Annotated in this window: 24 protein-coding genes; 13 read left to right on the top strand and 11 right to left on the bottom strand. The window is 65.9% G+C overall.

The annotated features are described in order from the left end of the window. Window positions 1-5 precede the first annotated feature (5 nt). The 4 genes from WDU99_RS00260 (at window position 6) to WDU99_RS00245 (ending at window position 2,618) form a co-directional block, all read left to right on the top strand. A complete protein-coding gene (locus WDU99_RS00260; protein WP_337330428.1) occupies window positions 6-1,034 on the top strand; it encodes a TIGR03842 family LLM class F420-dependent oxidoreductase in 1,029 nt (342 codons plus the stop codon). Between the two features lie 89 nt (window positions 1,035-1,123). Continuing rightward, window positions 1,124-1,366: a hypothetical protein gene (locus tag WDU99_RS00255; RefSeq protein ID WP_337330427.1), complete on the top strand. Its 243-nt coding sequence runs from the start codon at window positions 1,124-1,126 to the stop codon at window positions 1,364-1,366. Between the two features lie 59 nt (window positions 1,367-1,425). After that, the gene (locus WDU99_RS00250; RefSeq protein ID WP_337330426.1) at window positions 1,426-2,034 is read left to right on the top strand and encodes a TetR/AcrR family transcriptional regulator; all 609 of its coding nucleotides are present in this window, start codon (window positions 1,426-1,428) and stop codon (window positions 2,032-2,034) included. Next, window positions 2,031-2,618, top strand: a complete 588-nt coding sequence (locus tag WDU99_RS00245) for a GNAT family N-acetyltransferase (protein WP_337330425.1) — start codon at window positions 2,031-2,033, stop codon at window positions 2,616-2,618. Before WDU99_RS00250 ends, WDU99_RS00245 begins: the two co-directional genes overlap by 4 nt. Window positions 2,619-2,641: 23 nt before the next feature. On the opposite strand, the gene WDU99_RS00240 is transcribed toward WDU99_RS00245, so the two are convergent. Further along, the gene (locus WDU99_RS00240; RefSeq protein ID WP_337330424.1) at window positions 2,642-3,676 is read right to left on the bottom strand and encodes a helix-turn-helix transcriptional regulator; all 1,035 of its coding nucleotides are present in this window, start codon (window positions 3,674-3,676) and stop codon (window positions 2,642-2,644) included. Between the two features lie 99 nt (window positions 3,677-3,775). Between WDU99_RS00240 and WDU99_RS00235 the strand changes: the two genes are divergently transcribed. Beyond that, window positions 3,776-4,231, top strand: a complete 456-nt coding sequence (locus tag WDU99_RS00235) for a VOC family protein (RefSeq protein WP_337330423.1) — start codon at window positions 3,776-3,778, stop codon at window positions 4,229-4,231. A 46-nt stretch (window positions 4,232-4,277) separates the two neighbouring features. Here the strand turns inward: WDU99_RS00235 and WDU99_RS00230 are convergent, their stop codons facing one another. Further along, complete coding sequence (locus WDU99_RS00230; RefSeq protein WP_337330422.1) at window positions 4,278-5,210, bottom strand: sigma-70 family RNA polymerase sigma factor; 933 nt, start codon at window positions 5,208-5,210, stop codon at window positions 4,278-4,280. A gap of 114 nt (window positions 5,211-5,324) precedes the next feature. Between WDU99_RS00230 and WDU99_RS00225 the strand changes: the two genes are divergently transcribed. Continuing rightward, window positions 5,325-6,644 (top strand): FAD-binding oxidoreductase, encoded by a 1,320-nt coding sequence (locus WDU99_RS00225; RefSeq protein ID WP_337330421.1) that lies wholly within the window; start codon window positions 5,325-5,327, stop codon window positions 6,642-6,644. Between the two features lie 14 nt (window positions 6,645-6,658). Here WDU99_RS00225 and WDU99_RS00220 read toward each other — a convergent pair whose 3' ends face one another. From WDU99_RS00220 to WDU99_RS00210, 3 genes are read right to left on the bottom strand one after another with little or no spacing between them, the layout of a single operon-like run. Next, complete coding sequence (locus WDU99_RS00220) at window positions 6,659-7,453, bottom strand: ABC transporter permease (protein WP_337330420.1); 795 nt, start codon at window positions 7,451-7,453, stop codon at window positions 6,659-6,661. Beyond that, complete coding sequence (locus WDU99_RS00215; RefSeq protein ID WP_337330419.1) at window positions 7,450-8,169, bottom strand: ABC transporter ATP-binding protein; 720 nt, start codon at window positions 8,167-8,169, stop codon at window positions 7,450-7,452. Before WDU99_RS00215 ends, WDU99_RS00220 begins: the two co-directional genes overlap by 4 nt. Continuing rightward, entirely contained in the window at window positions 8,166-8,603 is a 438-nt protein-coding gene (locus WDU99_RS00210; protein WP_337330418.1) for a hypothetical protein, read from the bottom strand. The genes WDU99_RS00215 and WDU99_RS00210 overlap by 4 nt, the downstream gene beginning before the upstream one ends. On the opposite strand from WDU99_RS00210, the gene WDU99_RS00205 reads away from it, so the two are divergent. Genes WDU99_RS00205 through WDU99_RS00195 form a run of 3 tightly spaced genes read left to right on the top strand, consistent with a single transcriptional unit; the run spans window position 8,602 to window position 10,303 of the window. Beyond that, complete coding sequence (locus WDU99_RS00205; protein ID WP_337330417.1) at window positions 8,602-9,147, top strand: helix-turn-helix domain-containing protein; 546 nt, start codon at window positions 8,602-8,604, stop codon at window positions 9,145-9,147. The two genes, WDU99_RS00210 and WDU99_RS00205, sit on opposite strands and share 2 nt — an antisense overlap. After that, complete coding sequence (locus WDU99_RS00200) at window positions 9,144-9,887, top strand: phosphotransferase (RefSeq protein ID WP_337330416.1); 744 nt, start codon at window positions 9,144-9,146, stop codon at window positions 9,885-9,887. Before WDU99_RS00205 ends, WDU99_RS00200 begins: the two co-directional genes overlap by 4 nt. A 5-nt stretch (window positions 9,888-9,892) precedes the next feature. Further along, window positions 9,893-10,303 (top strand): DUF3224 domain-containing protein, encoded by a 411-nt coding sequence (locus tag WDU99_RS00195; protein WP_337330755.1) that lies wholly within the window; start codon window positions 9,893-9,895, stop codon window positions 10,301-10,303. 25 nt (window positions 10,304-10,328) lie between these two features. Here the strand turns inward: WDU99_RS00195 and WDU99_RS00190 are convergent, their stop codons facing one another. Next, window positions 10,329-10,529: a hypothetical protein gene (locus WDU99_RS00190; RefSeq protein WP_337330415.1), complete on the bottom strand. Its 201-nt coding sequence runs from the start codon at window positions 10,527-10,529 to the stop codon at window positions 10,329-10,331. Between the two features lie 54 nt (window positions 10,530-10,583). Further along, the gene (locus WDU99_RS00185; RefSeq protein WP_337330414.1) at window positions 10,584-11,549 is read right to left on the bottom strand and encodes a PEP/pyruvate-binding domain-containing protein; all 966 of its coding nucleotides are present in this window, start codon (window positions 11,547-11,549) and stop codon (window positions 10,584-10,586) included. A 185-nt stretch (window positions 11,550-11,734) separates the two neighbouring features. Here WDU99_RS00185 and WDU99_RS00180 point away from each other — a divergent pair, with 185 nt between their 5' ends. Together WDU99_RS00180 and WDU99_RS00175 are read left to right on the top strand one after the other, a co-directional pair. Then, the gene (locus WDU99_RS00180; RefSeq protein ID WP_337330413.1) at window positions 11,735-12,118 is read left to right on the top strand and encodes an SANT/Myb-like DNA-binding domain-containing protein; all 384 of its coding nucleotides are present in this window, start codon (window positions 11,735-11,737) and stop codon (window positions 12,116-12,118) included. Further along, entirely contained in the window at window positions 12,115-12,750 is a 636-nt protein-coding gene (locus WDU99_RS00175; protein ID WP_337330412.1) for a transcriptional regulator, read from the top strand. Before WDU99_RS00180 ends, WDU99_RS00175 begins: the two co-directional genes overlap by 4 nt. 565 nt (window positions 12,751-13,315) lie before the next feature. Here the strand turns inward: WDU99_RS00175 and WDU99_RS00170 are convergent. Next, window positions 13,316-14,080 carry a hypothetical protein gene (locus tag WDU99_RS00170; protein WP_337330411.1) on the bottom strand — a complete coding sequence of 255 codons (765 nt, stop codon included), beginning with the start codon at window positions 14,078-14,080 and terminating at the stop codon, window positions 13,316-13,318. 713 nt (window positions 14,081-14,793) lie between these two features. Between WDU99_RS00170 and WDU99_RS00165 the strand changes: the two genes are divergently transcribed. Continuing rightward, entirely contained in the window at window positions 14,794-15,861 is a 1,068-nt protein-coding gene (locus WDU99_RS00165; RefSeq protein WP_337330410.1) for a DUF4238 domain-containing protein, read from the top strand. Window positions 15,862-15,975: 114 nt separating this feature from the next. On the opposite strand, the gene WDU99_RS00160 is transcribed toward WDU99_RS00165, so the two are convergent. The 3 genes from WDU99_RS00160 to WDU99_RS00150 are packed head-to-tail and all read right to left on the bottom strand — an operon-like array spanning window position 15,976 to window position 17,595. Further along, a complete protein-coding gene (locus WDU99_RS00160; RefSeq protein ID WP_337330409.1) occupies window positions 15,976-16,269 on the bottom strand; it encodes a nucleotidyltransferase domain-containing protein in 294 nt (97 codons plus the stop codon). Next, complete coding sequence (locus WDU99_RS00155; RefSeq protein ID WP_337330408.1) at window positions 16,266-16,901, bottom strand: hypothetical protein; 636 nt, start codon at window positions 16,899-16,901, stop codon at window positions 16,266-16,268. Before WDU99_RS00155 ends, WDU99_RS00160 begins: the two co-directional genes overlap by 4 nt. After that, the gene (locus tag WDU99_RS00150; RefSeq protein ID WP_337330407.1) at window positions 16,894-17,595 is read right to left on the bottom strand and encodes an HNH endonuclease; all 702 of its coding nucleotides are present in this window, start codon (window positions 17,593-17,595) and stop codon (window positions 16,894-16,896) included. Before WDU99_RS00150 ends, WDU99_RS00155 begins: the two co-directional genes overlap by 8 nt. Before the next feature lie 415 nt (window positions 17,596-18,010). Between WDU99_RS00150 and WDU99_RS00145 the strand changes: the two genes are divergently transcribed. After that, window positions 18,011-21,070 carry a hypothetical protein gene (locus WDU99_RS00145; protein WP_337330406.1) on the top strand — a complete coding sequence of 1,020 codons (3,060 nt, stop codon included), beginning with the start codon at window positions 18,011-18,013 and terminating at the stop codon, window positions 21,068-21,070. The last annotated feature ends 273 nt before the right edge of the window (window positions 21,071-21,343 follow it).

Below are 21,343 nucleotides of genomic sequence, written 5' to 3'. Positions count from 1 at the left end.
CGGCCATGGACTTCGGTGTGGTGCTTCAGACCAATCCCCCTGCCGCGCGGGTCGTGCAGCTGGCGCAGCTGGCCGAGGCGCACGGATTCGGGCACGTGTGGACCTTCGACTCGCATCTGCTGTGGGAGGAGCCCTACGTCATCCACTCCGCGATCCTCGCGAACACGCACCGGGTGAGTGTGGGCCCGTTCGTGACGAACCCCGCCACCCGGGACTGGACGGTGACAGCATCCGTCTTCGCGACGCTCAACGAGATGTACGGAAACCGCACCATCTGCGGGATCGGCCGCGGCGACTCGGCGGTGCGCGTCACCGGCGGCAAGCCGACGACGCTGCGCGAGCTGCGCGAGGCGATCCACGTGATCCGCGAGCTCGGCAATTCGCGGTCGGTGGAGTACAACGGCACCACCCTGCAGTTCCCGTGGAGTCACGGATCGTCGCTGGAGGTGTGGGTGGCGGCGTACGGGCCGCTCGCGCTGAAGCTCGCCGGCGAGGTGGGTGACGGGTTCATCCTGCAGCTCGCCGACGTCGACATCGCCGCGTGGATGATCAAAGCCGTGCGGGATGCCGCGGAAGCCGCCGGCCGCGATCCCGACGCCCTGTCGTTCTGCGTGGCTGCGCCGATGTACATCGGCGACGACGTCGCGCACATGCGGGAGCAGTGCCGGTGGTTCGGCGGGATGGTCGGCAACCACGTGGCCGACATCGTCGCGAAGTACGGGACACGTTCGGGGGGTGACGGCGTCGTTCCCGACGCGCTGACGTCGTACATCGCCGGCCGGCAGGGCTACGACTACAACACGCATGGGAAGGCCGACAACGACCACGTCGACTTCGTGCCCGACGAGATCGTCGACCGATTCTGCGTGCTCGGGTCGGCCGAGGAGCACATCGAGAAGCTGAAGCAGCTGAAGGAGCTCGGGGTGACGCAGTTCGCCGGCTACTTGCAGCACGATTCGAAGGAGGAGACGCTGCGGGTGTACGGCGAGACGGTGATCCCCGCGCTGCGCGAGCACGTCACCGCGAAACGATAGGTGCGGGCTCGCGGCGACGGATCATACTCGCCGCCGTGCGTCGCGTCACGGCCCTGTCGGATGCCCGATATCGCGGGTGTACTCATGACATGAGCACCGACAAGCACCACGACGCGTCCGCAGACATCCACGCGGTCCACCGCGCCTCGCAGCAGGATCCCCCGCCCGCGTCCGAAGCCGCACCCGACGGCCAGTTCAACGATCAGCGCATGCCCACCACCGACGGTGAACCCGCTGACGATCAGGATTCTGCCGCCAGCGCCGGCGCCGAATCTCAGGAGGAGGGCGAGGCGGCGATGGATGCTGCGGAGGAGGCGACCGAAGACGACTGAGCATGGCGCCGGGGGCTTCTGACGATACGATGAACAAACGTTCATTGTAAAGGTGGCCCATGCCCCGCACGGCAGAGCAGAACACGGCAGCAAGAGCCGCGACGCGAGCGGCGATCGAGACCGCCGCCGTCCGTGTCTTCGCGCGACACGGGTTCGCGGACTCCAACATGCGCAAGATCGCTGCCGAGGCCGATCTCAGCGCCGGATCGATCTACCGCCATTTCGCGAGCAAGGAGGAGCTGTTCGATGCCCTCCTGCGCCACGCATCCGAGGGGATGCGGATGGCTGCGGCCCACCTCTCCGGGGGCGGCGATCCCCTCCACCTCCTCCGCGGGTTCACCGAGGGGTACATCGCAGACCTCGTGAGCGGCGACGGTGCCGCCGAGTTCTTCATGGTCATGAATCACGGCTTCACGACCGACAGTCCGCCGGGAACAGCGTCCAGGCTCGCGGTCGAGCAGGGCGCGCTCTGGGATGCTGTGGCGGATCTCGTGCGGCGCGGCCAGCGCACCGGCGCGTTCGCAGCGGGTGATCCCCGTCGTGTCACCGCCCACTACTTCGCGCTGCTCACCGGGCTCACCTCGATGCACCTCGCGATGGGCACCGGGCTGCCGGAGCCGGACGTCGACCTTGTGCTTCGCACGCTTATCGGAGGAGAACAGAGATGATCGCGACCATGCGCGGCGACGAGCTGGGCGAGGGGTACCGCCGAAGGATCACCGAGGTGCTCGTGAACGGGTTCGCCGACGACTTCGCCTTCTTCTCCAAGGACCCGCGGGTGCTCGCCGACGCCTTCGAGCACATGGTCATCCTCGAGCGGTTCCACGTCGCACTCGTCGACGGGGAGCCCGCTGCCATCGCGTCGGTGACCGAGGGTGCACAGGAGTGCTTCGCACCGGAGAAGCGCCCGATCCAGCAGGCTCTCGGATGGATACGCGGCACGATCAGCTATCGGATCGTTCGCAGCCAGTTCCTCGGCGCCTACGAAGATGCCCGCGACGGTCTGGCCGAGATCGGGTTCGTCACGACCGCACCGGCCCATCAGGGCAAGGGCGTCGCCACCGCCCTGATGCGTTCGATCCTTGAGCTGCCGTACGACGAGTTCGTGCTGCGCGACATCAAGGACACGAATGCGGCGGCCCTCGGGCTCTACCGCAAGCTCGGATTCGCCGAGACGGTTCGGCGTCCCGTGAAGTTCGCCAAGCGCGCGGGATTCTCGGACTACGTCTCGATGGGACTGCGTCGGGCCTGAACGGAATGGGCGTTGCGCGGACATCACGCGGTGGATGCGCGATCACCGGAGCCAACGAGTGGAGTCGGGCGGATCTCATCGCGAGCACCGCCCGCTGCGTACCGTTCCGCCAGCTCGGCGAAAGCGTCGACCAGCTCGGATGGCCCGACGACCTCCATCTGCGCTTCGAACCTCCCGAATGATGCTGCGAGGGCTCCCCACGACCACGAACCGGCTTCGAGGGTGCACGTGCGACCGTCGACCGCGGTGACCGTTCCGTCTCCGGCGAACGGCAGAACCTCGCCGGCCGGCAGATGAAGGAGCACGGTGCCGCGGCATGGCCATTCGTCGACGGTGGACCCCTTGAACCGCGCGGACACGAATTCATCGACATCACCACCGGGCGCGGCGCGCCGTTCGAAGCGTGGCCCGTGGGGAATGCGCGGCGCGATGCGATCAACGCTGTAGATGCGCCAGTCGTCGCGATCGAGATCCCATCCGACGAGGTACCACCGTCCGTGCGAGGTGACCAGGTGATGGGGTTCGACGCGACGGCGCGGGTTCGGCTCCTGCCCGTTGTCGTCGGCTGCGTCACGGCGCGCATAGTCGAAGCGCAGCGTCTGCCGGTCGCGAATCGTGTTCGAGAGCGTGACGAGAACGTCCGCCGAGACGTGCGTGGGCGCCCCCTCGCCCGGACGCCCGATCGTCGTGACCTCGAGCGCGTCGAGGCGGTGCCTCAGCCTCGACGGCATCACCTGACGGATGGTGCCGAGGGCACGGACGGCCGCTTCTTCGATGCCCGTGCCGGTCGCGGGTGCGGCACGGAGCGCGATCGCAATCGCCAGGGCCTGATCATCATCGAAGAGGAGCGGTGGGAGTTCACTGCCGGAGTCGAGGCGGTAGCCGCCGTCCGGCCCGAGGGCCGCCTGGATGCTGTACCCCATCTCGCGCAGGCGGTCGATGTCCCGCCGAACCGTACGACCGCTGACCTTCAGGCGCGATGCCAGGACCGACCCAGGCCATTCCCGGTGCGTCTGCAACAGCGACAGCAGACTGAGCAGCCGCGATGTCGTCGTCATGGCTCCACGCTAGGTGCTATCTAGGACCGAAGTCGACCTATATGGCTGAGACGGTGGATGCATCGAGCCGCACGGCCGAGTCCGACTAAAGGAGCAGAGATGACCATTCAGACCACCACCCACCTCAACTTCCGCGGCGATGCGCGAGCGGCACTGGAGTTCTATCAGTCCGTCTTCGGCGGTCGCGTCGTCATCAACACCTACGCGGATTTCGGCATGCCTGCCGACGCACCCGGCGCCGACAAGGTCGTGTTCGGTCTGGTCGCCGCAGAGAACGGCTTCCGTGTGATGGCCTATGACATCCCCGGCCAGACCGAGGGATCCATCGCCGGCGGTGGGTCGACCAGACGTGAGAACAGCGCCACGATCACCGACCAGGCTCTGTTCGTCTCAGTCGGCTCCGACTCCCTCGATGAGCTCCAGGGGTATTGGGATGCCCTGTCGGTGGACGCCATCACCGTCGAGCCGCTGGCGGCATCGGCGTGGAGCGCAGGCTTCGGGATGCTCACCGACCGCTTCGGCGTCACCTGGAGCTTCACCGTCAGCCCCGCCTGAGCGACCCGGTCGCGGCGCCCGGCCCAGGAGACCAGAGGTCGGGCACTCAGCGCACCTCGGCGCTCAGCGCCGAAAGACTGGTCGGGTCGGCGAGGACATCGAGCGCCACGATCCGGCCGGAGGAGAACGTGACCAGGTAGACGGCGTGGATCGTGTCGCCGGTGACATACGCGGCCGCGGGGACGTTCTCGACCCAGACGAGGCGGGTGAGCTCCGCACGGCCCGCGAAGACGCGAGCGACCGCATCGGCGCCGTTGACCCGGCCGTCGAGCAGCGGCGCGCCGTACTCGGCGCCGTCCGCGGCGAGCGCGACGGCCGCCTCATCGCTTCTCAACTCGATGTCCGGGTCGAGAAGCTGGAGCAGCCGTCCGAAGTCGCCCTTCCTCGCGGCATCCAGGAAGGCGCCGGTGGCGGCATCCTGACGCTCCCTGGTCTGGGCGACGTCGACGCCTCGAAGTCGGGCGCGAGCTCGGGATGCCATTTGCCGAGCCGCGACCGGCGTGCGCTCCACGATCGGCGCGATGTCGTCGTACGACAGCGCGAACACGTCGTGCAAGACGAGTGCGAGTCGCTCGAGCGGGCCGAGGGTGTCGAGGACGACCTGCATCGCGACGGCGAGGTCTTCTGCGCGCATCACCACGTCGAAGGGGTCGGATGCGTCGGATGCCGGCGTCGCAACGGCCGTGTCCGCTGCCGCACCGCCGTTGGAGCCGGGGTCGTCGTCGAGGTCTTCCCGCCAGCTCACCTGCTGACGGATCATGTCGATGCAGACGCGCGAGACGACGGTCGTGAGCCAGGCTTCCAGGTTGGCGATGGCACGGGCATCCGATCTCTGCAGCCGCACCCACGTCTCCTGCACCGCGTCGTCGGCCGACCAGGGCGAGCCGAGGGCGCGGTAGGCGATCGCGTACAGCTTCGCGCGATGCGTCATGAACTCCGCGGCGATGTCATCGAGTGCTGCGGTGGGTGTCTCGGGCATCGTGCTCCCTGCTTCGTCGTCTCGTTCGTCACGTTTTCCGCATGCGTAACGACTTCTGGGTGAGAGCATGATCTGCGATCGTGCTCACTCGAACCGTCTCGTGAAGGAGTCCCGATGAACATTGTGTCCCAGTCCGGCCTGACCCAACTGTCGGATGCGGTGCGCGGCCGCGTCTGGCTCCCGTCCGACCCCGGCTTCGCGCAGGTGCACCGCCCGTGGAACCTCGCCGTCGCGCAGCCCGTGTGCGCCGTGGTGGAAGCTGTCGACGCCGATGACGTCGCAGACCTGGTGCGCTTCGCCCGCTCACGCGCGTTCGCCGTAGCCGTCCAGCCCACCGGCCACGGCGCGACCGGACGCGCGTCGGATGCGATTCTGCTGCGCACGAACCTGCTCGACGCCATCGACGTCGACCCGGTGGCGATGACCGCGCGGATCGGCGCCGGAGTGCGCTCCGGTGATCTGCAGCGCGCAGCCGCTCAGCACGGCCTCACGGCGCTGCCAGGCAGCTCGCCGGTCGTCACCGTCACCGGGGCGTCGCTCGGCGGAGGGCTGAGTTGGTTCGGCCGCGCGTTCGGGTGGATGGCCGACAGCATCCTCGGTGCCGACGTCGTCACCGCAGACGGCGTCGCTCGCCACATCACGCCGGATGCTGACGCTGAGCTCTTCTGGGCGCTGAAGGGAGGCGGCGGCGACATCGTCATCGTGACGGCGCTGGAACTGCAGCTGCACCCTGCCCCATCGGTGTTCGGCGGACGTCAGCTGTGGGCCGGCGAGCATGCGCACGAGGTGGCGCGGGTGTTCCGCGACATCACGGCGTCGGCGCCCGATCATCTGACGCTGTGGCTCGAGGTGCTGCACTTCCCCGGCGCGGACCCGCTCATCGCGATCGATTCGACGTGTCTCGGTTCGGAAGCAGAGGCCCGTGCGCTCATGACGGCGACCGAACAGCTGCCCCCAGCCCTGTCGGATTCACGAGCGACGATGAGTGTCGCCGAACTGGGCAGCATCACAGCCGAGCCGACCGATCCGAGCGCCGGGGAGTCGCGCGGCGAGCTTCTCACGCGTCTTGATGACGCCGCGCTCGCCGCGTTGCTCGACGATCCGATCGCTCCGCTGATGAGCGTGCAGATCCGGCATCTGCAGGGTGCGTTCGCCCAGCCGAGCGACAGCCCGCACGGGTCGCTGACTGAGCCTTACGTGATCTACATGTTCGGTGCGCCGGCTGATGAGCAGGCCGCTGAGGTGATTTCGCAGAAGCAGGTGCGCCTCGTCGGTTCGCTGCCCGTGAGCGGACGCAAGCCGATGACGTTCCTGCACCGCAGTGAGAAGCTGTCGGATGCCCTGCCCGAGGCGAGCATCGCGCGTCTCCGAGCCCTGAAGACGGAGCTCGATCCCGAGCAGCGGGTGCGGGGCAATTACGCGATCCCACGGTGAGCGGTGCTGCGTCGTCATCTGAGGTCTCGTCGGAGCGGGACGATCACCGCCAAGAGGCCTGCGACTGCGGCATAGGCGAGCAGGATCAGCGTTCCCGCGGCGGGAGACACCAGCGCGGCGGAGCCGAGCGAGGTCTGCTCGGCCATGGTGTCGGTGAGGAAGGAGAAGCTCGTCAGGGATGCCGTCGCTCCGCCGGGCAGGAACGGGTAGAAGGTGTTGACGCCGGGGATCATCATGAGCACGAACTCGAGCAGGTAGAAGTATCCGAGCACGATGGCGATCGCGATGAGCTGATTGCGAGCGAGCGCTCCGATGCTCACCCCGAGCACCATGTACACGGCGGCGGCGAGCGCGAGCTGGATCAGCGGCAGCAGGACCTCCCCGATCGGGACCGGGATCGAGACGCCGCGCGCCGCGGCGCCCGCGAACAGTGCCGCGCCGGATGCCACCGACGAGACGATCCCGTAGGTCAGGCCGAGCAGCGCGTAGACGATGAGCTTCGCACCGAGCACCCGCCCGCGTCTGGGGACGGCGAGGAACGTGGTGCCGATGGTGTGGTGCCGGTACTCGGAGGTCACGGCGATGGTGCCGATGAGCGCGGGGACGAACAGCATCACACTGGGGAGCCCGAGGACGATCGCGACGCCGTCCGCGGTGTCGAGGCCGGGCATCGGCGGGGTCGCGTTCTCGGGTCCGATCAGCGCGAGCGCGCCTGTCAGCAGGGCGCCGCAGGCTGCTGCGAGCAGCATCGCCCAGATGGCGAGGCGAAGTGTGAAGAGCTTGGTGAGTTCGCCGTGGATCGCGTTCACTGCGGCACTCCTTCCTGGGTGGCGCTGAGAAAGACGTCTTCGAGAGACGCCCCGCTCGATCGCAGGTCGGCGAGCGTTCCGGTCCGGGTGACGTGGCCGCGGTCGATGAGCACCACATCGTCGGCGGTCTGCTCGACCTCGCCGAGAACGTGACTGGACAGCAGAACGGTGCGTCCTGAGGCGGCGAAGTCGCGCAGGAACGTCCTCAGCCACACGATGCCCGCGGGATCGAGACCGTTGGAGGGCTCGTCGAGCACGAGGATCTCCGGGTCGCCGAGCAGCGCGGTCGCGAGCGAGAGACGCTGTCGCATCCCCGTCGAGAAGGCACCGACGCGCCGATCCGCAAAGGCAGTCGCGCCGGCTTGCTCGAGCACGGCATCCACTCGTTCCGCCGGGAGCCCCGACAGTGCTCCGTAGGTGCGCAGGTGCTGCCGGGCGGTCATCCTCGGATGCGCGCCGGCAATGTCGAGAACCGCCCCGAGGAGGCGGGCGGGGTGGGAGTGATCGCGATACGGCTTGCCGTGCACGAGGGCCGAGCCTTGGGACGGGCGCACGAGACCGAGCAGCATGCGCAGCGTCGTGGACTTTCCCGCGCCGTTCGGGCCGAGAAAGCCCGTCACCCGGCCGGCGGCGGCGACGAACGTCGCATCCGTCACGGCGTCGACGGATCCGAAGCGCTTGGCGAGATCACGGATCTCGATGGCTGCGTGACTCATCGCGCGACACCTTCCTGTATCGCGTGCGCGATCTGCTCTGCGTCATCGGTGCTGAGCAGAATCTCGTCGAACCCGGTCTGGTTCCGGTCCGTATGAAGCCTGAGCAACGGCATCCCCCGTTTCATCGACACCAGCCGCCTCGCACCGGAAGGGTGCGTGAAGGTGCCGAGTTTGCGATACCCCGACACGACAAGGCCAGAGCGGATGCCGAGGATCTCCGAGGTCCAGCCGGGCTCGACCCGAGCCGACAGGATCGCGTGCTTCGGGACATGGAAAGAGCTCCTGCCGGCCATCGTGGCTTCCCAGCCCGGGAAGTGGATGTCGACTCCTCCCGGCCCGTGATTCGTCTGCGTCATCAGGCTCACCTCTGGTTCAATGGTTGATATCTCGATGAGAACATTATCAGAGCGATAATGGTTAGGTGAAGAGCTCATGACCCAAGAGCGTCCGATCGCGGACATCGTGCTGCACCCGGTGCGCATGAAGATCATTCAGCAGCTCGGCGGCCGCAGCATGACGACGACCGAGCTGCGCGAAGCGCTGCCCGAGGTGAAGCAGGCCACCCTGTATCGGCATGTCGCGGCCCTGCTCGACGCCGACGTCCTCGCTGTGGTCGAGGAACGACAGGTGCGCGGCGCCGTCGAGCGCACCCTCGCGCTGGGTGAGCGGATGGCGCACGTGGGCCAGGGCGAGATGCAGGCGATGGATGCTGTGCAGCTTCGCTCGGCGTTCGCGATGTTCCTGAGCGGGCTCTCCAACGACTTCGAGGAGCTGCTCGACGACGACCATACGGAGATGCGGGGCATGCTCGGGTTCTCACGCGCGCCGCTCTATCTCGACGCTGAAGACCTCGAGCGACTGCAGTCGGAGTTCATGCAGGTGCTCACCCCGTACCTGCAGCCACGCAGGGACGGACAGCACCGCATCAGCCTCGCCACTGTCCTCATCCCCGAAACCGACGGAAGGACCCCATCTTGAACGACGCGCAGCAGGTGATGGCGGGAGGGAACATGAACGCCGTCGTCCGGGATGGCGACACAGTCCGCCGCATCGGCGGGCCCTGGACGCCGACCGTGCACCGGTACCTGCAGTACCTGCGTCGCGGCGGGATCGACTGGGGTCCGGAGCCGCTGGATTTCGACGGCACGCACGAGACGCTGAGCTTCATCGACGGCATCGTTCCCGCCTATCCCCTGCCGAGCTGGGTGTGGACCGACGCCGCTCTCGAGCAGGGGGCGCGGATGCTGCGCCGGCTCCACGACGCATCGATCGGGTTCCCGCTCGATGAGGCGACCTGGCAGTCGTCGACCAAGGTGCCCGTCGAGATGATCTGCCACAACGACTTCTCGCCTCACAACCTGGCGTTCCGCGACGGCGCGATCATCGGCGCGATCGACTTCGACATGTGCTCCCCCGGCCCGCGCATCTGGGATATCGCGTACTACGCCACGCGCATGGTGCCGCTCACCGGCGAACCACCGCACGGTGCGCCGTCGGGAGCAGACGCGCCGCGGCGCATCCAGCTGCTGCTGGATGCCTACGGGTCGGATGCCGGCAGCATCCCGCTCACTGTCGAAGCCGTGATGCAGGTGGCGATCCGCAGGCTCTACGAGCTCGCTGACTTCTCCCGCCTCAAAGCCGTCGAACTGAACAAACCCGAGCTCCGCGACGACGCCGACGAGTACGAGCGCGACGCCGAATTCCTGTCGAGAAAGTGAGCATCATGCGCGCATCTGGAACATTCACCGTGGAGGCGTTCACGCCTGTCGATCCCCCCCTCGACACCGGGGTGGAGACCGCGGCATCCGTGGCGGTCGTGAGGATGGAGAAGGTGTTTGTGGGCGAGGTGGCCGGGCGCTCGACCACGGTTTTCACGTACGCTATGGACCACGTCGCCGAGAGCGGCGGCTACGTCGCAATGGAGTCCTTCGAAGGAGCGCTGGCCGGCCGGGCGGGCACCTTCAACTTCTCGCACTCGGCGAGCACTCTTGGGGCGGACCGGAGCGACGAATCGTTCACGATCATTCCTTCCAGCGGCACCGGCGAGCTGGCCGGGATCTCGGGCGGCGGCGGCATCACCGTCGACGCGGATGGCACCCACCGCATCTGGTTCGACTACCGCCTGCCGGAGTGAGTGGCGGGAACTCAGGCGAGGTCAGTCAGCGGCGAATCGAGCGGATCGCGGCGATGAGGATCCCGAACGCGAACACGGGTGCGGCCGCGAAGATCGATCGCCAGTTGCCGTTGAGCAGCGGGACCGCGACTGCCATGATCACCCCGATCGCGAAGATCCCGATGATGATCAACCGCCACAGGATGTCGGATGCGGTGCTTGCTCTAGCCGATGTCGTGTCGCTCATGAGTTCCTCTCCACGCGGTCGTTTCATGCACTGTATCGGACCGGCTCTTCGGCGTCATTCCTGCGGAACGGCAACGGTCCCGTCGATGCCGTTGACGGTGATCCGAGCGCCATCCCGGATTCGGCTGGTGGCGTGCGGAACGCCGAGCACCGCGGGGATGCCATATTCGCGGGCGACGATCGCCGCGTGAGAGAGCGCTCCCCCTGTCTCGGTGACGAAGGCGGCGGCGATGCGGAACAACGGCGTCCATGCCGGGTCGGTGTAGGCGCAGATCGCGATCTCTCCGGGCTGGATGCGCGGGAAGTCGGATGGTCCGCGGAGCACTCGGGCCGTTCCGGTCACGCTGCCGTGGGATCCCGGCGTGCCGACCAGAGACCCGCTCCCTGTGGCTGGTGATTTCAACGCCAAAGGAGGAAGGGTCACGGTGAGCGGTCGCGCTTGGAGGATCCAGACTCTTCCGTCGGCGATCGCCCACTCGATGTCTTGCGGGTGGGCGAACACGTCGGCGATACGCTGCCCGAGGGCCGCGAGAGAAGTGACGGCGGCATCGTCAAGCGTCGGGAGCGTCTGCCGCTCCTCCGGCACGTCCCTGGTGGCGACGCCGCATCCATCACGATCCAGGCGGGTCGCCTTGCGAGCGATGGTTCGTCGGATGCCGCCGCCTGACGCGACCGCGTAGGCATCGGGCGTGACGCTTCCGCCGACCACACCGAGGCCAAGACCCCACGAGGCCTCGATTCGGGTGTCTTCCCCGGGATGTGCGGCCGTGAACACGACACCTGAGACGTCGGCGTCGATGAGGCGCTGAACGAGCACGGCCATCTCGGGTTCACCCGTCGCGGCATCGTCGTCCAGATGGTTCCAGTAGTCGGTGGCGCGCACCGACGAGGCTGACTCCCAGCAGACGCGGACCGCTTCGGCAACGGCTGCCGTGCCGCGCACAGCCAGCACGCTCTCGTATTGACCGGCCGCCGACCCACCCGCTGTGTCTTCGGTCGCGGCCGACGAGCGAACGGCCACGGCGGGGTCACCCAGGCTCGCGAGGTGCCGGCCGAGTGCAGCACCGACAGGGCAGCTGCCTTCCCACCGCAGAATTCTGCTCTCGCATTCCGCAGAGTCACGATCATTCCCGTTGCCTCCATGCCCGAAGAGTCACGCATCAACATTACATTGACAACAGCATGTTGATCACCCAGGCTTGAAGCATGACGCACGAGCCGAACCGCCAACGGTCTGCTGAACACGCTCAGGCTCACCGGGAGCACGAGGCCCAGGATCGGCTTCTGCAGCTCGGCGCCGATGCTCTGGCGGTCCGCCCATGGCGGCCCGGTTCGATGCCGCCCACCGCGGTCGACTTGACGCAGTTCGCGCTCTGGCGTTCCGCAGATCTCTCCCCTGCTGACCTGCTCAGCACGCTCACTCTGCTCCCGGCGGCGCGGGCCGAGGTAGAGGGAGTGGAGGCCGCACTTCTGTTCACAGCGAAGGCAGCCGGCCTGACCTGGGCGCAGATCGCCGAGGCGATGGGCTTCCGGTCGCCGCAGGCGTGTCAGCAGCACTACAACCGCCTCGCTGCCCGGCAAGGCTCATGACGCATGACTCGGCTCCATCGCTGCTGGCGCTGCATGCGGTCAGATGCCTGGGCTTCGCCGACACTGTCATGATCGCCAATCGCGCGGGGATCGGCTACGACGCCACAGTCGAACTCTTGCGCGATGCGGAACGACATCGTTGGGTCAGGCGTGACGCGTTCGCCGGTCTCGACGGATGGTCGCTGACGGAGTCGGGCAGGGTCGAGAACCAGCGTCAGCTCGCCGACGAACGCGCCGGCGCCGACCCCGACGATACGGTCGGGAGCGTCTACAGCGATTTCCTCCCGCTCAACGCGCGGTTCGTGAGTGCCTGCACTGACTGGCAGCTCCGGCCCACCAGCGAAGACAGGCTCGCCGCCAACGACCATGCTGACGCCGGCTGGGACGCTCGCGTCTTCGGTGAACTCGAGGCACTGAGCGGCGCCCTCACACCACTTGTCGCGCGACTGACCGACATGCTCACAAGGTTCGCCGGGTACGACACCCGCTTCGAGGCCGCGCGCAGCCGGGCGCAAGGAGGTCAGAACGAATGGGTCGACCGGTCCGACATCGACTCCTGCCATCGCGTCTGGTTCCAGCTTCACGAAGATCTCCTGGCGACCCTCGGCTTCGACCGCAGAACCGAGGTCTGACTTGCGCCCGGTGGCACGCCGATACCTTCGGCGTCTTATCGATACCTCCGCTTTACGAACGCGAGCAAACGCAAGGCCGGGGTCCTTGCGGATCGACCCTTTGGCGTCCACGTCGGGCTGCGCCCCCACAGCGCCCTCCACGCGCCGCTGGATATCGACGTCGGCACACGATGCGAGAAGGCGGCGCGCGGAGCCTCTCGGCGCTGCGTCGCCGACACCAGCTTTGCGAACGCGAGTAGACGCAGTGTAGGGGCCGGCTGATCCTTGCGGATCGGCCCCGGCCCCTACACTGCGTCTACGTCGGGCTGACAGGATTTGAACCTGCGACCCCTTGACCCCCAGAGAACCCTCAGCCGTGCTGAGCGGTGACGCCGAGTGCTGGGGAGTAGTCGCCCGTTGACTCTCCCCGGCACTCGCGTGCTGTCCTGTGATGCGCCCGCCGATCACGTAACGGCGCGTGTGCACAACGCGTTGCACAACCACCGGACGTTGCTTGACCTACCGTTGCCGATCTCCCGACGTCGGGCCGGACGCAGCAGCACACCACCCCGCCGCGTGTCTTGGCTCATGGTGTCCTATCGTCGAGCGGCAGATCGGGCGCGGCAGAGGGCGCAGCGCTCATCTCGCGCTCGTAGTCGGCGATCATGTCCTCGCCCCGCTGCCGCTCGTTCTGCATGTGCTGTTCCCAGCGCCGCAGATACCGACGCAGCAGTCGAGTCCGAAGCAGTTGCGCGGACGCGATCTGGTACTCCATCGCGACGATCTGAAGGCGGCGATAAGCCTGCCTGATCTCGTGCGAGAGCATCCGTTCGTTCGCGTCTCGCGCGTCGTCCCACTGCTTCGCGTTCATGCGGTTGACCACGACTTCCCGCTGGCTATCAACCGCGCTCAGCGCGTCGCTCAGCGGCTGACCGGAGAACTCGTGAGCACGCGCCAGCGTGAGACGCCACCTGTCCGTGGCGACGCGCACTCGCTCTTGCGCAGTATCGCCAAGGCTGATCGTGACCGACTGCGCGCCAGGCGGGCGGCGCTGCGCGACTTCCTCGGCGATCGCGGCGATGTCGCCGGGCTGCGCGATGTATCTCGACATCGCGACCGCGAGTTCGTTCATCGCGGCGACCGCCTCATGCTGGAACTCGGCGAAGCGCTGGCTCGTGTCGCGCTGCGAGTCCAGCAGGCGCACGATGATCGCCGAGCGTGCAGACCATGCCGCCGCGATGAGCAGGCCCGTCAGACCGATCGCCGCGACGATGAGCGGCAGGTACGCGACGACGTCGATCACGCTCGGCTCGGCTGTTCCAGTGGGGGATGGTGACGGCGTCGGTGGCATGCCTGAATGCTAGGGGAACCTCGCTCTCATCATGAGAGCAGAGAGGCGAGCAGCACCGACCAGGCTGCTCGCCTCTCCTGGGCGTCGTCGCGGATGACCGACACGACGACGCCCGTCTGTGAGCACTCGGCTACGCGAGCACGTGCAGCATGCGGTCGATCGCCGCGACGTCGACCTCGCGCTCGGCGGCGGCGACGAGATCGTACGCGGACGCGTCCGCACGGTAGAGCGCCGACTTCGCAGCGACGCCCGCGACGCCAGAGACTCGGAACCTCGCGACTTCCGCGTGATTCCGAGCCTCATCTCGGTCGGGCTGACAGGATTTGAACCTGCGACCCCTTGACCCCCAGGTAGACGGTTCCGCCTGGTTCTTTGATTTTCCGGGCGTCACCGCTGCGCAGAAGGCCACAGTTCACATCACGTATTGCATGCTTTGCACGCATCAGGTCCCGGCCAGGTCCCGGCGCTTGATAGTCGCAGGGGCGCACACCGAGGGTTTTGTTGGGTTTGAGCTGACGTCGACCAGCTCCACGATTCCCCGACATCTCGGGGCTCCCGCGTGATAGGTGTGTCACGTTCGGCAGTGTCCGATAGGCGTAGTTGCCGCGGCGACAAGACCGGCTCAGTGTGTCCGCGGACGAAGGCATTGAGCCGCTCCGGCATGCGCGGAAAGTCCCTGCGGAGATGCAAGCGGGTGACGGGAGAATGTGGTTGTGTCTCCTCGTCACCACACCGTGCCGCAGCTGTACTTGCGGAACTTCGCAGATGCCTCTGAACAGGTGATGCTCGTCAGCCGCGACGAGCTGTCACTAGCTCACCGGAGTGCGATCAACAGGGCCATCGCGGAAGTGGGGTTCTACCGAATCGAGACCGAAGCTCTCGCCCGCGAGGAAGACAAGATTGGATTCGATCCGGAAGACGTCGAGGCCGCGCTGAGCAAGCTCGAGTCCGCGATCGCACCGACCATTCAGAAGCTGGTCGAGGGACGCTTCGCTGCCGTCGACGAAAGCGACTGGTATCGCCTGATCCAGTTCACCGCTCTTCAGACGGTCCGCGGACATCGCTGGCGCGACGACATCATCGCGCTGATCACCCAATCGGTGCACACACAAGTTCTCGCCGACCTAAACGAAGAAAAGGCTCGTGCTGCGCTCGCACACCAGGGCAAACCCAGTACCGCCGCGAATGCGGCAGCGTTCGTTGAGGACCTCGCGTCCTCAAGGTTTCCGCGCATCGTCCCCCCGCAAGCTGTACTAGTTCAGGAGAGTCTCAAGATGGCGTTGGGCGACCCTGAGACCGATGACCGTGGGCTCGCGCAGTATCTAGTGGAGAAGAAGATCGAGGTAATCGTCCCGAAGAACGCCACAGTCCTCACCAGCGATGAGCCAGTGTGCTGGTGGTCGCCGGGAGACGACCCCGTCGGGTACGCGACGGCGCAGATCGTCTGGCTGCCGCTGTCGCCTCGGCTGATCGTCCAGTTTCGCGAGCCGACTTTCGACCTGACAGCACACGAACTGCCCGACCTCCGAGTAGGTGAAGCTCACGATGAATTGGTTGCGTTCGTGAATCGCGTCGTCGCCTCCCAGGCAGAACGGTGGATCGTCCATCATCCCAACGACGCACCGATCGCGGACATGGTCCTCCCGGCGCGCGAGGTCTGGGGAGACGAGTTGATCGCCGTTCGAGAAGACGCGACGACTCGTCGCGAACTCTACGTCCATCACCGCTTGCAACGCGGATTGGAGCCGGCAGACACCAGCATCAAGCAAGATGCTCGGTGAACCACATTCGCAAAGAGCTATCTCGCGATGCATCCCACTGATTCGTCTGTTGGCGAAGCTGCAAGGAGGACGCACGGTGCTTCTCGCGCCAACCCTCCCGACACATGTTCCCGCTCAACAGCGAACAGGCGGGACATCATGAAGACTCACAGCTCGGGACCGACCGAGAAATCCCGACTCCTCCGATTCGACCGGGGTCATCAGCGTGAGGTCGAGGATTGGCGCAACGGGAAGCGTGTCGAGATCCTCGAGGACGGCGTTGAGCGAATCGGTGGACGGGTAGATGAGGAACACGTCAATGTCATGCGCTGGATGGGGCCCATGCACGGTCGAGCCAAACACGAAGATCTGAATAGTGGGGTGGCGAAAGGCAACGTCCCGCAGTCCCGCGAGCTGGTCCTCGCTCATCGTCTGAGGCGGGACAGGGTTGGACCCCATCTGAGGATTTCTACGCCCGCTTCCGCCGCGGCGCTTTCGGCTTGCGCGGTGGGTCCTCGATTCGGATTCGTCGAGGCGAAAATGTCGAAGGGCCAGCACCGGTCCAGGGCGAAGTGCACCGCCGCGACTTCGGGCTGATACTTCTCCTCGATGTACAGCACTAGAGGCTCAAGACCATGCACTCGGGTGACCAGCAGTCGGCGGCTATCCAAGAATGACACCGAGTCAACGTGGCTGTGTCGGTGCAGGCCGGCCAGCACGAAGCCCATCTCACCCGACGTATAGCCGCCGGGATCGTCCAGATGGAAGGCGCGCATTGCGTCGGCCAGTCCACCCCATCCCACACCTGCTTCGCGGCAGAGAGCAATCGCGTCTCCCTGGAATAGGCCGTCACGCGGGACGTTCGCGACGAAGTCAAGATCACCGTCAAAGAGGTGCGCAATATCGGCGGCATGCACGTCCCGCCTGCGGACGATACCGACGCGGACTGGTCGTGCATGTTTTCGATGGACATGCACGTGGTCCCCGTCGAGTTCGACACCGGTGACGACGTCGTCGACCTTCTCGAACAGCGAAGCGATGAATGCGTCTGCTTCAGGCAAAGAGATCCTCCATTCCCGCTGGATACCGAGACGCGCGCAGGCCTCCAGCGCCGAGATGACGATGGGTCAAGCCATCGATGTGACTGCGAAACGCAGCCACAACATCCTTCTCATCATCCGTCAGCAGCTCCCGGTTCGCGTCGATAATGCGCAGAATGTGGTGCAGGTTCGGGATGATCGTGGCGACGACTTCGCGCTCCCACATGGCTGCTTCTTCGGCATTCGGATCAAACCTGTAATCGTTGTCCGGACCTATCGTCTGGTGGATGTGCCGGTTCTGGCGTGCGAACGGTTCTATAGCAGCTCGGGCCTGCTCGCGGGTAGCGTAAGCGGCGATCCCGAGGGCCGCTTCAACGGCGGCCTTGCGCTGTTGCTTCCACGCCAGCAGCATCTCGACGGGGTGACTCTCAGGGGTCTTGTCCACGACTGTGTGGCAATTCGCACACAGCAGGACGAGGTTCGCCCACTCCCCGAGATCTGGAACAGGAACCCTCTCGTCACCACGCGGTCCGCCGGGGCTGGCAGCGATGATGTGCGCTATCTCCCCGAAATGGGTGGTGAGCGCCCTTCCGGCGTCGACGAATAGAGCATTCTGACATGTCGGGTTGGAGCAGTACCCCGCGGAGTCCGCCCAGAGTTGATAGCGGGTGGCCTGCGTCGGGTTCGTTGCGCCGCGGACACAGGTTGAACTCATGACACGAGTATGCCCCGACAGATCTCACCCTGACGAGCATCTGAAGGTCACTCGACCCGGCCGCAGCGACATAGAACGCATCTAGCGTGTACGCACTCCGCTTCACCGCAGGTGAGTCGGCGAAGATACCCCGTCCCGTAATCAACGGTCGCAGGGATCGGCTCACTATCGATCTTTGGCGCGATTACGCCCTAGCCGAAGCGACTGCTCCAAAGTTCCGACGAAGCCCGAGGCATCGCGCCTAAAGCCGTGGCTTCAGCAACGCTCGCAAGAACCGTCGGCGCCACCGAGTAGATCACGCATGTGACGTTGAGCAGAGGCGCCTCCGAATAGGGAGAGCCATCGCTTCTAGGATGAGGCCAGACGGATCAAGCCCGCAGAGGGCGCGATCGATGATGCGGCAGGCGGGAGCAACATGGCTGACTGGAGACCTCTGTCCCTCGCGTCGCCGCTCTATTCCCCGCCATCCGTGACCACACCAGCGCCCGTGATTGGGAAGCTCGACGAACTGCCCTTCACATCCCTCAGTTGGGAGAACTTTGAGCGACTCCAACTTCGGATGATGCGAGATGTTGAGGGCCTGCGACACGCCCAGCTCTATGGCGATCGCGGTCAGGCCCAGCTCGGACTCGACATCGTCGCCCTGGCACCGGACGGAGACGGCGTCGCGCTCCAGAGCAAGGACTACAAGCGCTTCTACAAGTCGCATCTCACGGCTGCGATCAAGAAGTTCCGTGACACGAAGCGTCCCTTCGAGGTCAAGCGCCTGATCCTTGGCGTCGCGTGCGCGGTCAAGAGCACCGGCGCAGTCGAGGAGCTGGCAGTCCAGCGCAAAGCGCTGTACCCGATCGTCTTCGATCTGTGGGACGCCCAGGAGCTCTCAACGTTGCTGCGTGATCGACCCGAGATCGTTATCGAGTACTTCGGCATGCCCACTGCCGAGGCATTCTGCCTTCCGTTCAAAATTGACGTCGCGCATGTGCCGTCTGCGGACGCGGCTGCGGTTCGCGAGGCGATCGCTCGCACGCCTGAGGTATCAACCGGAGCACAGGACCTCTTCGAAAAGGCCGCCGCCACGACCGATGCCGCTGAGGCGCTCACCCTCATCGAGGAGGGCCAGTCAACTCTCCGGAAGGCGGGCTTCGGTCCCCACGCCTCGGCGCACGATAAGGAGCGCGTCCGTCTCTTGGCGGTTGCGGGACGGGCCGATGAGGCAGCGCGTCAGATTCTCGACGACTTCTGGGCGGCACTGGACCAGGGTCTCTCGGCGACCGCCCAGATGACCCAATCTCGACTCGACGAACTGTCAATCCTGGCGGCCGACGACGAGACCGTGGCCCTCTATCGTCAGGTTATCGAGACTGCAATCAACCTGTACCAAAACCCGCTCGGCTACGTTCCAGAAGCTGCGAGCCTGCGCTTGGGAGATCCCGCAGATCAGGCTCGTCTCATTCTGTTGGCGGGAGAGACTGCACTCGCCGGCGATCAGTCGGGGTGGCTGACGAAGGCCGTGCCGGCGTTCTCGGAATACTCGCGGCTTCCCGCGATTGATGAGTCACGACGCGTCCGGCTCCGCATCCTCATCGCAGAGTCAACCGATGACTGGACCGAGCTCCTCACTGACGCACGACAGCTAAAGCTGGGGTATGGTCTCTCCGGCGTCGTCACTGCACGGCACGCGCGAAGCCTCGCCTTGCACCAGAAGTTTCTCGAGGCGGATCTCGCGTGGGACGAGGCCTCCGGTTTCGCCTCGTTGGCCTCCCAGTGGGGTGAGGCATCGACCTGGATCTTCAGCCGACGTGCCTTCCGCTCACGCTGGAACCCATTCACCAGCAACGAGTTACTCCCCCTGCAGACGGCAGTCCGGGAGATGGGCACTTCCAGGCCGCTCCTTCCAACTTCGGACGGTGCCTACGTGGATGCACTAACCGCCCTGAGCGAGGGAAACCTGCGGTCTGCGTCCATCTCCGCTCAGCGCGCATTACGCGACGCCATCACCACAAGCGACTGGGTGGGTGAGGACCGCGCCCGTCGGGTGCTCGCGTCAATCCTCATCGAGTCAGACGAGCCCGCTCTCGCCGCCCACCACCTGGCCCAGGTTGGGGCCACGAAGCAGATCGAGGCACTTGGCAAGTCCCTGTCCCTTGAGTTCATCGACATCACACCCGACCTCGACGCTCCGAACTATTGGACGGTTGGCGCGACCTACCGGCTCCTGGGGGCGCAGGCAGACCTTATGCCGGACAACCTGGTCCATCTCATCGCCACGCACATCACGGCCGAGCTGCACGCCGCGGAGAAGGGAACATATCCTGACCTGCGCTCGTTTGCCACGTCGCGATACAACAACGCAATCAAGGCACTTGCTGGAATCGCTGAACGCCTCGATCTCACGGCCGCAGACGCCGCCCTCACGCACTTCGAGGCACAGCCCGCCGTCGAGGAGAACCACTACCGGTATCACGACGAGGATGAGGCGCTCACAGTCGCGAGGATCGCGCTCACCCATCCGAGCTTGGCGCCGCGTGCCATCGCTCACCTCGTGCCCCTCCTGGGACGTGCGCAGGGGGGCCGGAGCGACACCGCTCAGGAAGCGATCGCCACACATGCAACACTCGCTCACCATAAACTCACCGAACTCGCCGAAGCCGGCAACAAATGGGCCCGAGAGACTCTCGCGCTGGGCGACCCGAAAGATATCGACGCCACTGTCGCCGCCGAGGCACTGGCGCGGCTCACCACGCCGCTCACCCACGTGAAAGGCGTCTACAGCGTCGGTACGGGCGCGGTCGGAGACTCGCTTCTCGTCCGCCACCTCGGTTCAGAATCACTCGACACGGCCGTCACGGAGCTTCTCGCCCGAGCGGATCATCCCCATCTCAGTTCCAGCGACCGAGGCGACTACCTGGTGGCCGCGAGCAACCTCGCGCCCCACCTCGGCGAGGCCCAGCGGACCGGGCATTTCGCGACCGCAATGCGACTCGCCATATCCCCCACACCCTCCGAGCACGATGAGATGAATCAGCAATTCACGCATAAGCTCGGCGGCCTCCGCATGAACGGGGTGCCACAAGGCAGCCGCGGCCAAGCACTGGCACTGGCCGCCAAGCTCGCTTCGACTGAAGCCGAGCGCGAAGAGGTGAGGCGCGTCGTGTACTCGCTGTTGGGCGAGAACGCGGACTATTGGCCAACCATCGCATTGCAACGACTCGGCGACACTGTGAACGATGATCTGACGTTCCTCGCAGTGCAGGGATGGGCGATCCGCACTCTGGTCGCGTTGCGGTGGGCTGAACATGGCAAGCCAGATCACTTAGGCCCGAGACTGGCGCGAGACCCAGATGTTCGCGTAAGGCGAGCTCTCGCCCGAGCGCTCGCTCAGCAGCCGGGCGGCACCCATGCCGACACCAGGGACATACTGGCCGCCGACCCCGCCTACAGTGTCCGAACGGCGCTCAAGCAAGCTCCTGCCTAAACTCGCCTACCCCATCGCGCCGACGTCTCTGGGCTGGCCCGGAGACTTCCTCCGCCGTGTCGGAAGCCCTTGTCACCATGAATGAGTGAGCGACGAGCAGATGAGGTGGACCGAGGAGGACGAGGGGTGAGCACTCCCCCACGCTTCTCCGGGCCAGCGGACGCCTGTCTATGTCAGTCACCCTCGCTATCGTCGTCGTATGGGTCGAGCGCAGCTTGCGCTGGATCGACTGGGGTACACCTTCGCGAGGGAAGCACCATGAGTTCGTCTAGT

The sequence above is a fragment of the Microbacterium bandirmense genome, assembly GCF_037204185.1.
Taxonomy (GTDB): domain Bacteria; phylum Actinomycetota; class Actinomycetes; order Actinomycetales; family Microbacteriaceae; genus Microbacterium; species Microbacterium bandirmense.
This window is presented reverse-complemented; position numbering and strand designations above follow the sequence as displayed.

Excerpts from the sequence above, each read along its gene's own strand:
- WDU99_RS00235 (WP_337330423.1), top strand. The coding sequence starts at position 3,776 with ATGACCATTCAGACCACCACCCACCTCAACTTCCGCGGCGATGCGCGA.
- WDU99_RS00160 (WP_337330409.1), bottom strand. The coding sequence starts at position 16,269 with ATGAGCGAGGACCAGCTCGCGGGACTGCGGGACGTTGCCTTTCGCCAC.
- WDU99_RS00175 (WP_337330412.1), top strand. The coding sequence starts at position 12,115 with ATGACGCATGACTCGGCTCCATCGCTGCTGGCGCTGCATGCGGTCAGA.
- WDU99_RS00150 (WP_337330407.1), bottom strand. The coding sequence starts at position 17,595 with ATGAGTTCAACCTGTGTCCGCGGCGCAACGAACCCGACGCAGGCCACC.
- WDU99_RS00190 (WP_337330415.1), bottom strand. The coding sequence starts at position 10,529 with ATGAGCGACACGACATCGGCTAGAGCAAGCACCGCATCCGACATCCTG.
- WDU99_RS00230 (WP_337330422.1), bottom strand. The coding sequence starts at position 5,210 with ATGCCCGAGACACCCACCGCAGCACTCGATGACATCGCCGCGGAGTTC.
- WDU99_RS00240 (WP_337330424.1), bottom strand. The coding sequence starts at position 3,676 with ATGACGACGACATCGCGGCTGCTCAGTCTGCTGTCGCTGTTGCAGACG.
- WDU99_RS00260 (WP_337330428.1), top strand. The coding sequence starts at position 6 with ATGGACTTCGGTGTGGTGCTTCAGACCAATCCCCCTGCCGCGCGGGTC.
- WDU99_RS00195 (WP_337330755.1), top strand. The coding sequence starts at position 9,893 with ATGCGCGCATCTGGAACATTCACCGTGGAGGCGTTCACGCCTGTCGAT.
- WDU99_RS00245 (WP_337330425.1), top strand. The coding sequence starts at position 2,031 with ATGATCGCGACCATGCGCGGCGACGAGCTGGGCGAGGGGTACCGCCGA.
- WDU99_RS00255 (WP_337330427.1), top strand. The coding sequence starts at position 1,124 with ATGAGCACCGACAAGCACCACGACGCGTCCGCAGACATCCACGCGGTC.
- WDU99_RS00250 (WP_337330426.1), top strand. The coding sequence starts at position 1,426 with ATGCCCCGCACGGCAGAGCAGAACACGGCAGCAAGAGCCGCGACGCGA.
- WDU99_RS00170 (WP_337330411.1), bottom strand. The coding sequence starts at position 14,080 with ATGCCACCGACGCCGTCACCATCCCCCACTGGAACAGCCGAGCCGAGC.
- WDU99_RS00225 (WP_337330421.1), top strand. The coding sequence starts at position 5,325 with ATGAACATTGTGTCCCAGTCCGGCCTGACCCAACTGTCGGATGCGGTG.
- WDU99_RS00210 (WP_337330418.1), bottom strand. The coding sequence starts at position 8,603 with ATGAGCTCTTCACCTAACCATTATCGCTCTGATAATGTTCTCATCGAG.
- WDU99_RS00215 (WP_337330419.1), bottom strand. The coding sequence starts at position 8,169 with ATGAGTCACGCAGCCATCGAGATCCGTGATCTCGCCAAGCGCTTCGGA.
- WDU99_RS00205 (WP_337330417.1), top strand. The coding sequence starts at position 8,602 with ATGACCCAAGAGCGTCCGATCGCGGACATCGTGCTGCACCCGGTGCGC.
- WDU99_RS00180 (WP_337330413.1), top strand. The coding sequence starts at position 11,735 with ATGACGCACGAGCCGAACCGCCAACGGTCTGCTGAACACGCTCAGGCT.
- WDU99_RS00145 (WP_337330406.1), top strand. The coding sequence starts at position 18,011 with ATGGCTGACTGGAGACCTCTGTCCCTCGCGTCGCCGCTCTATTCCCCG.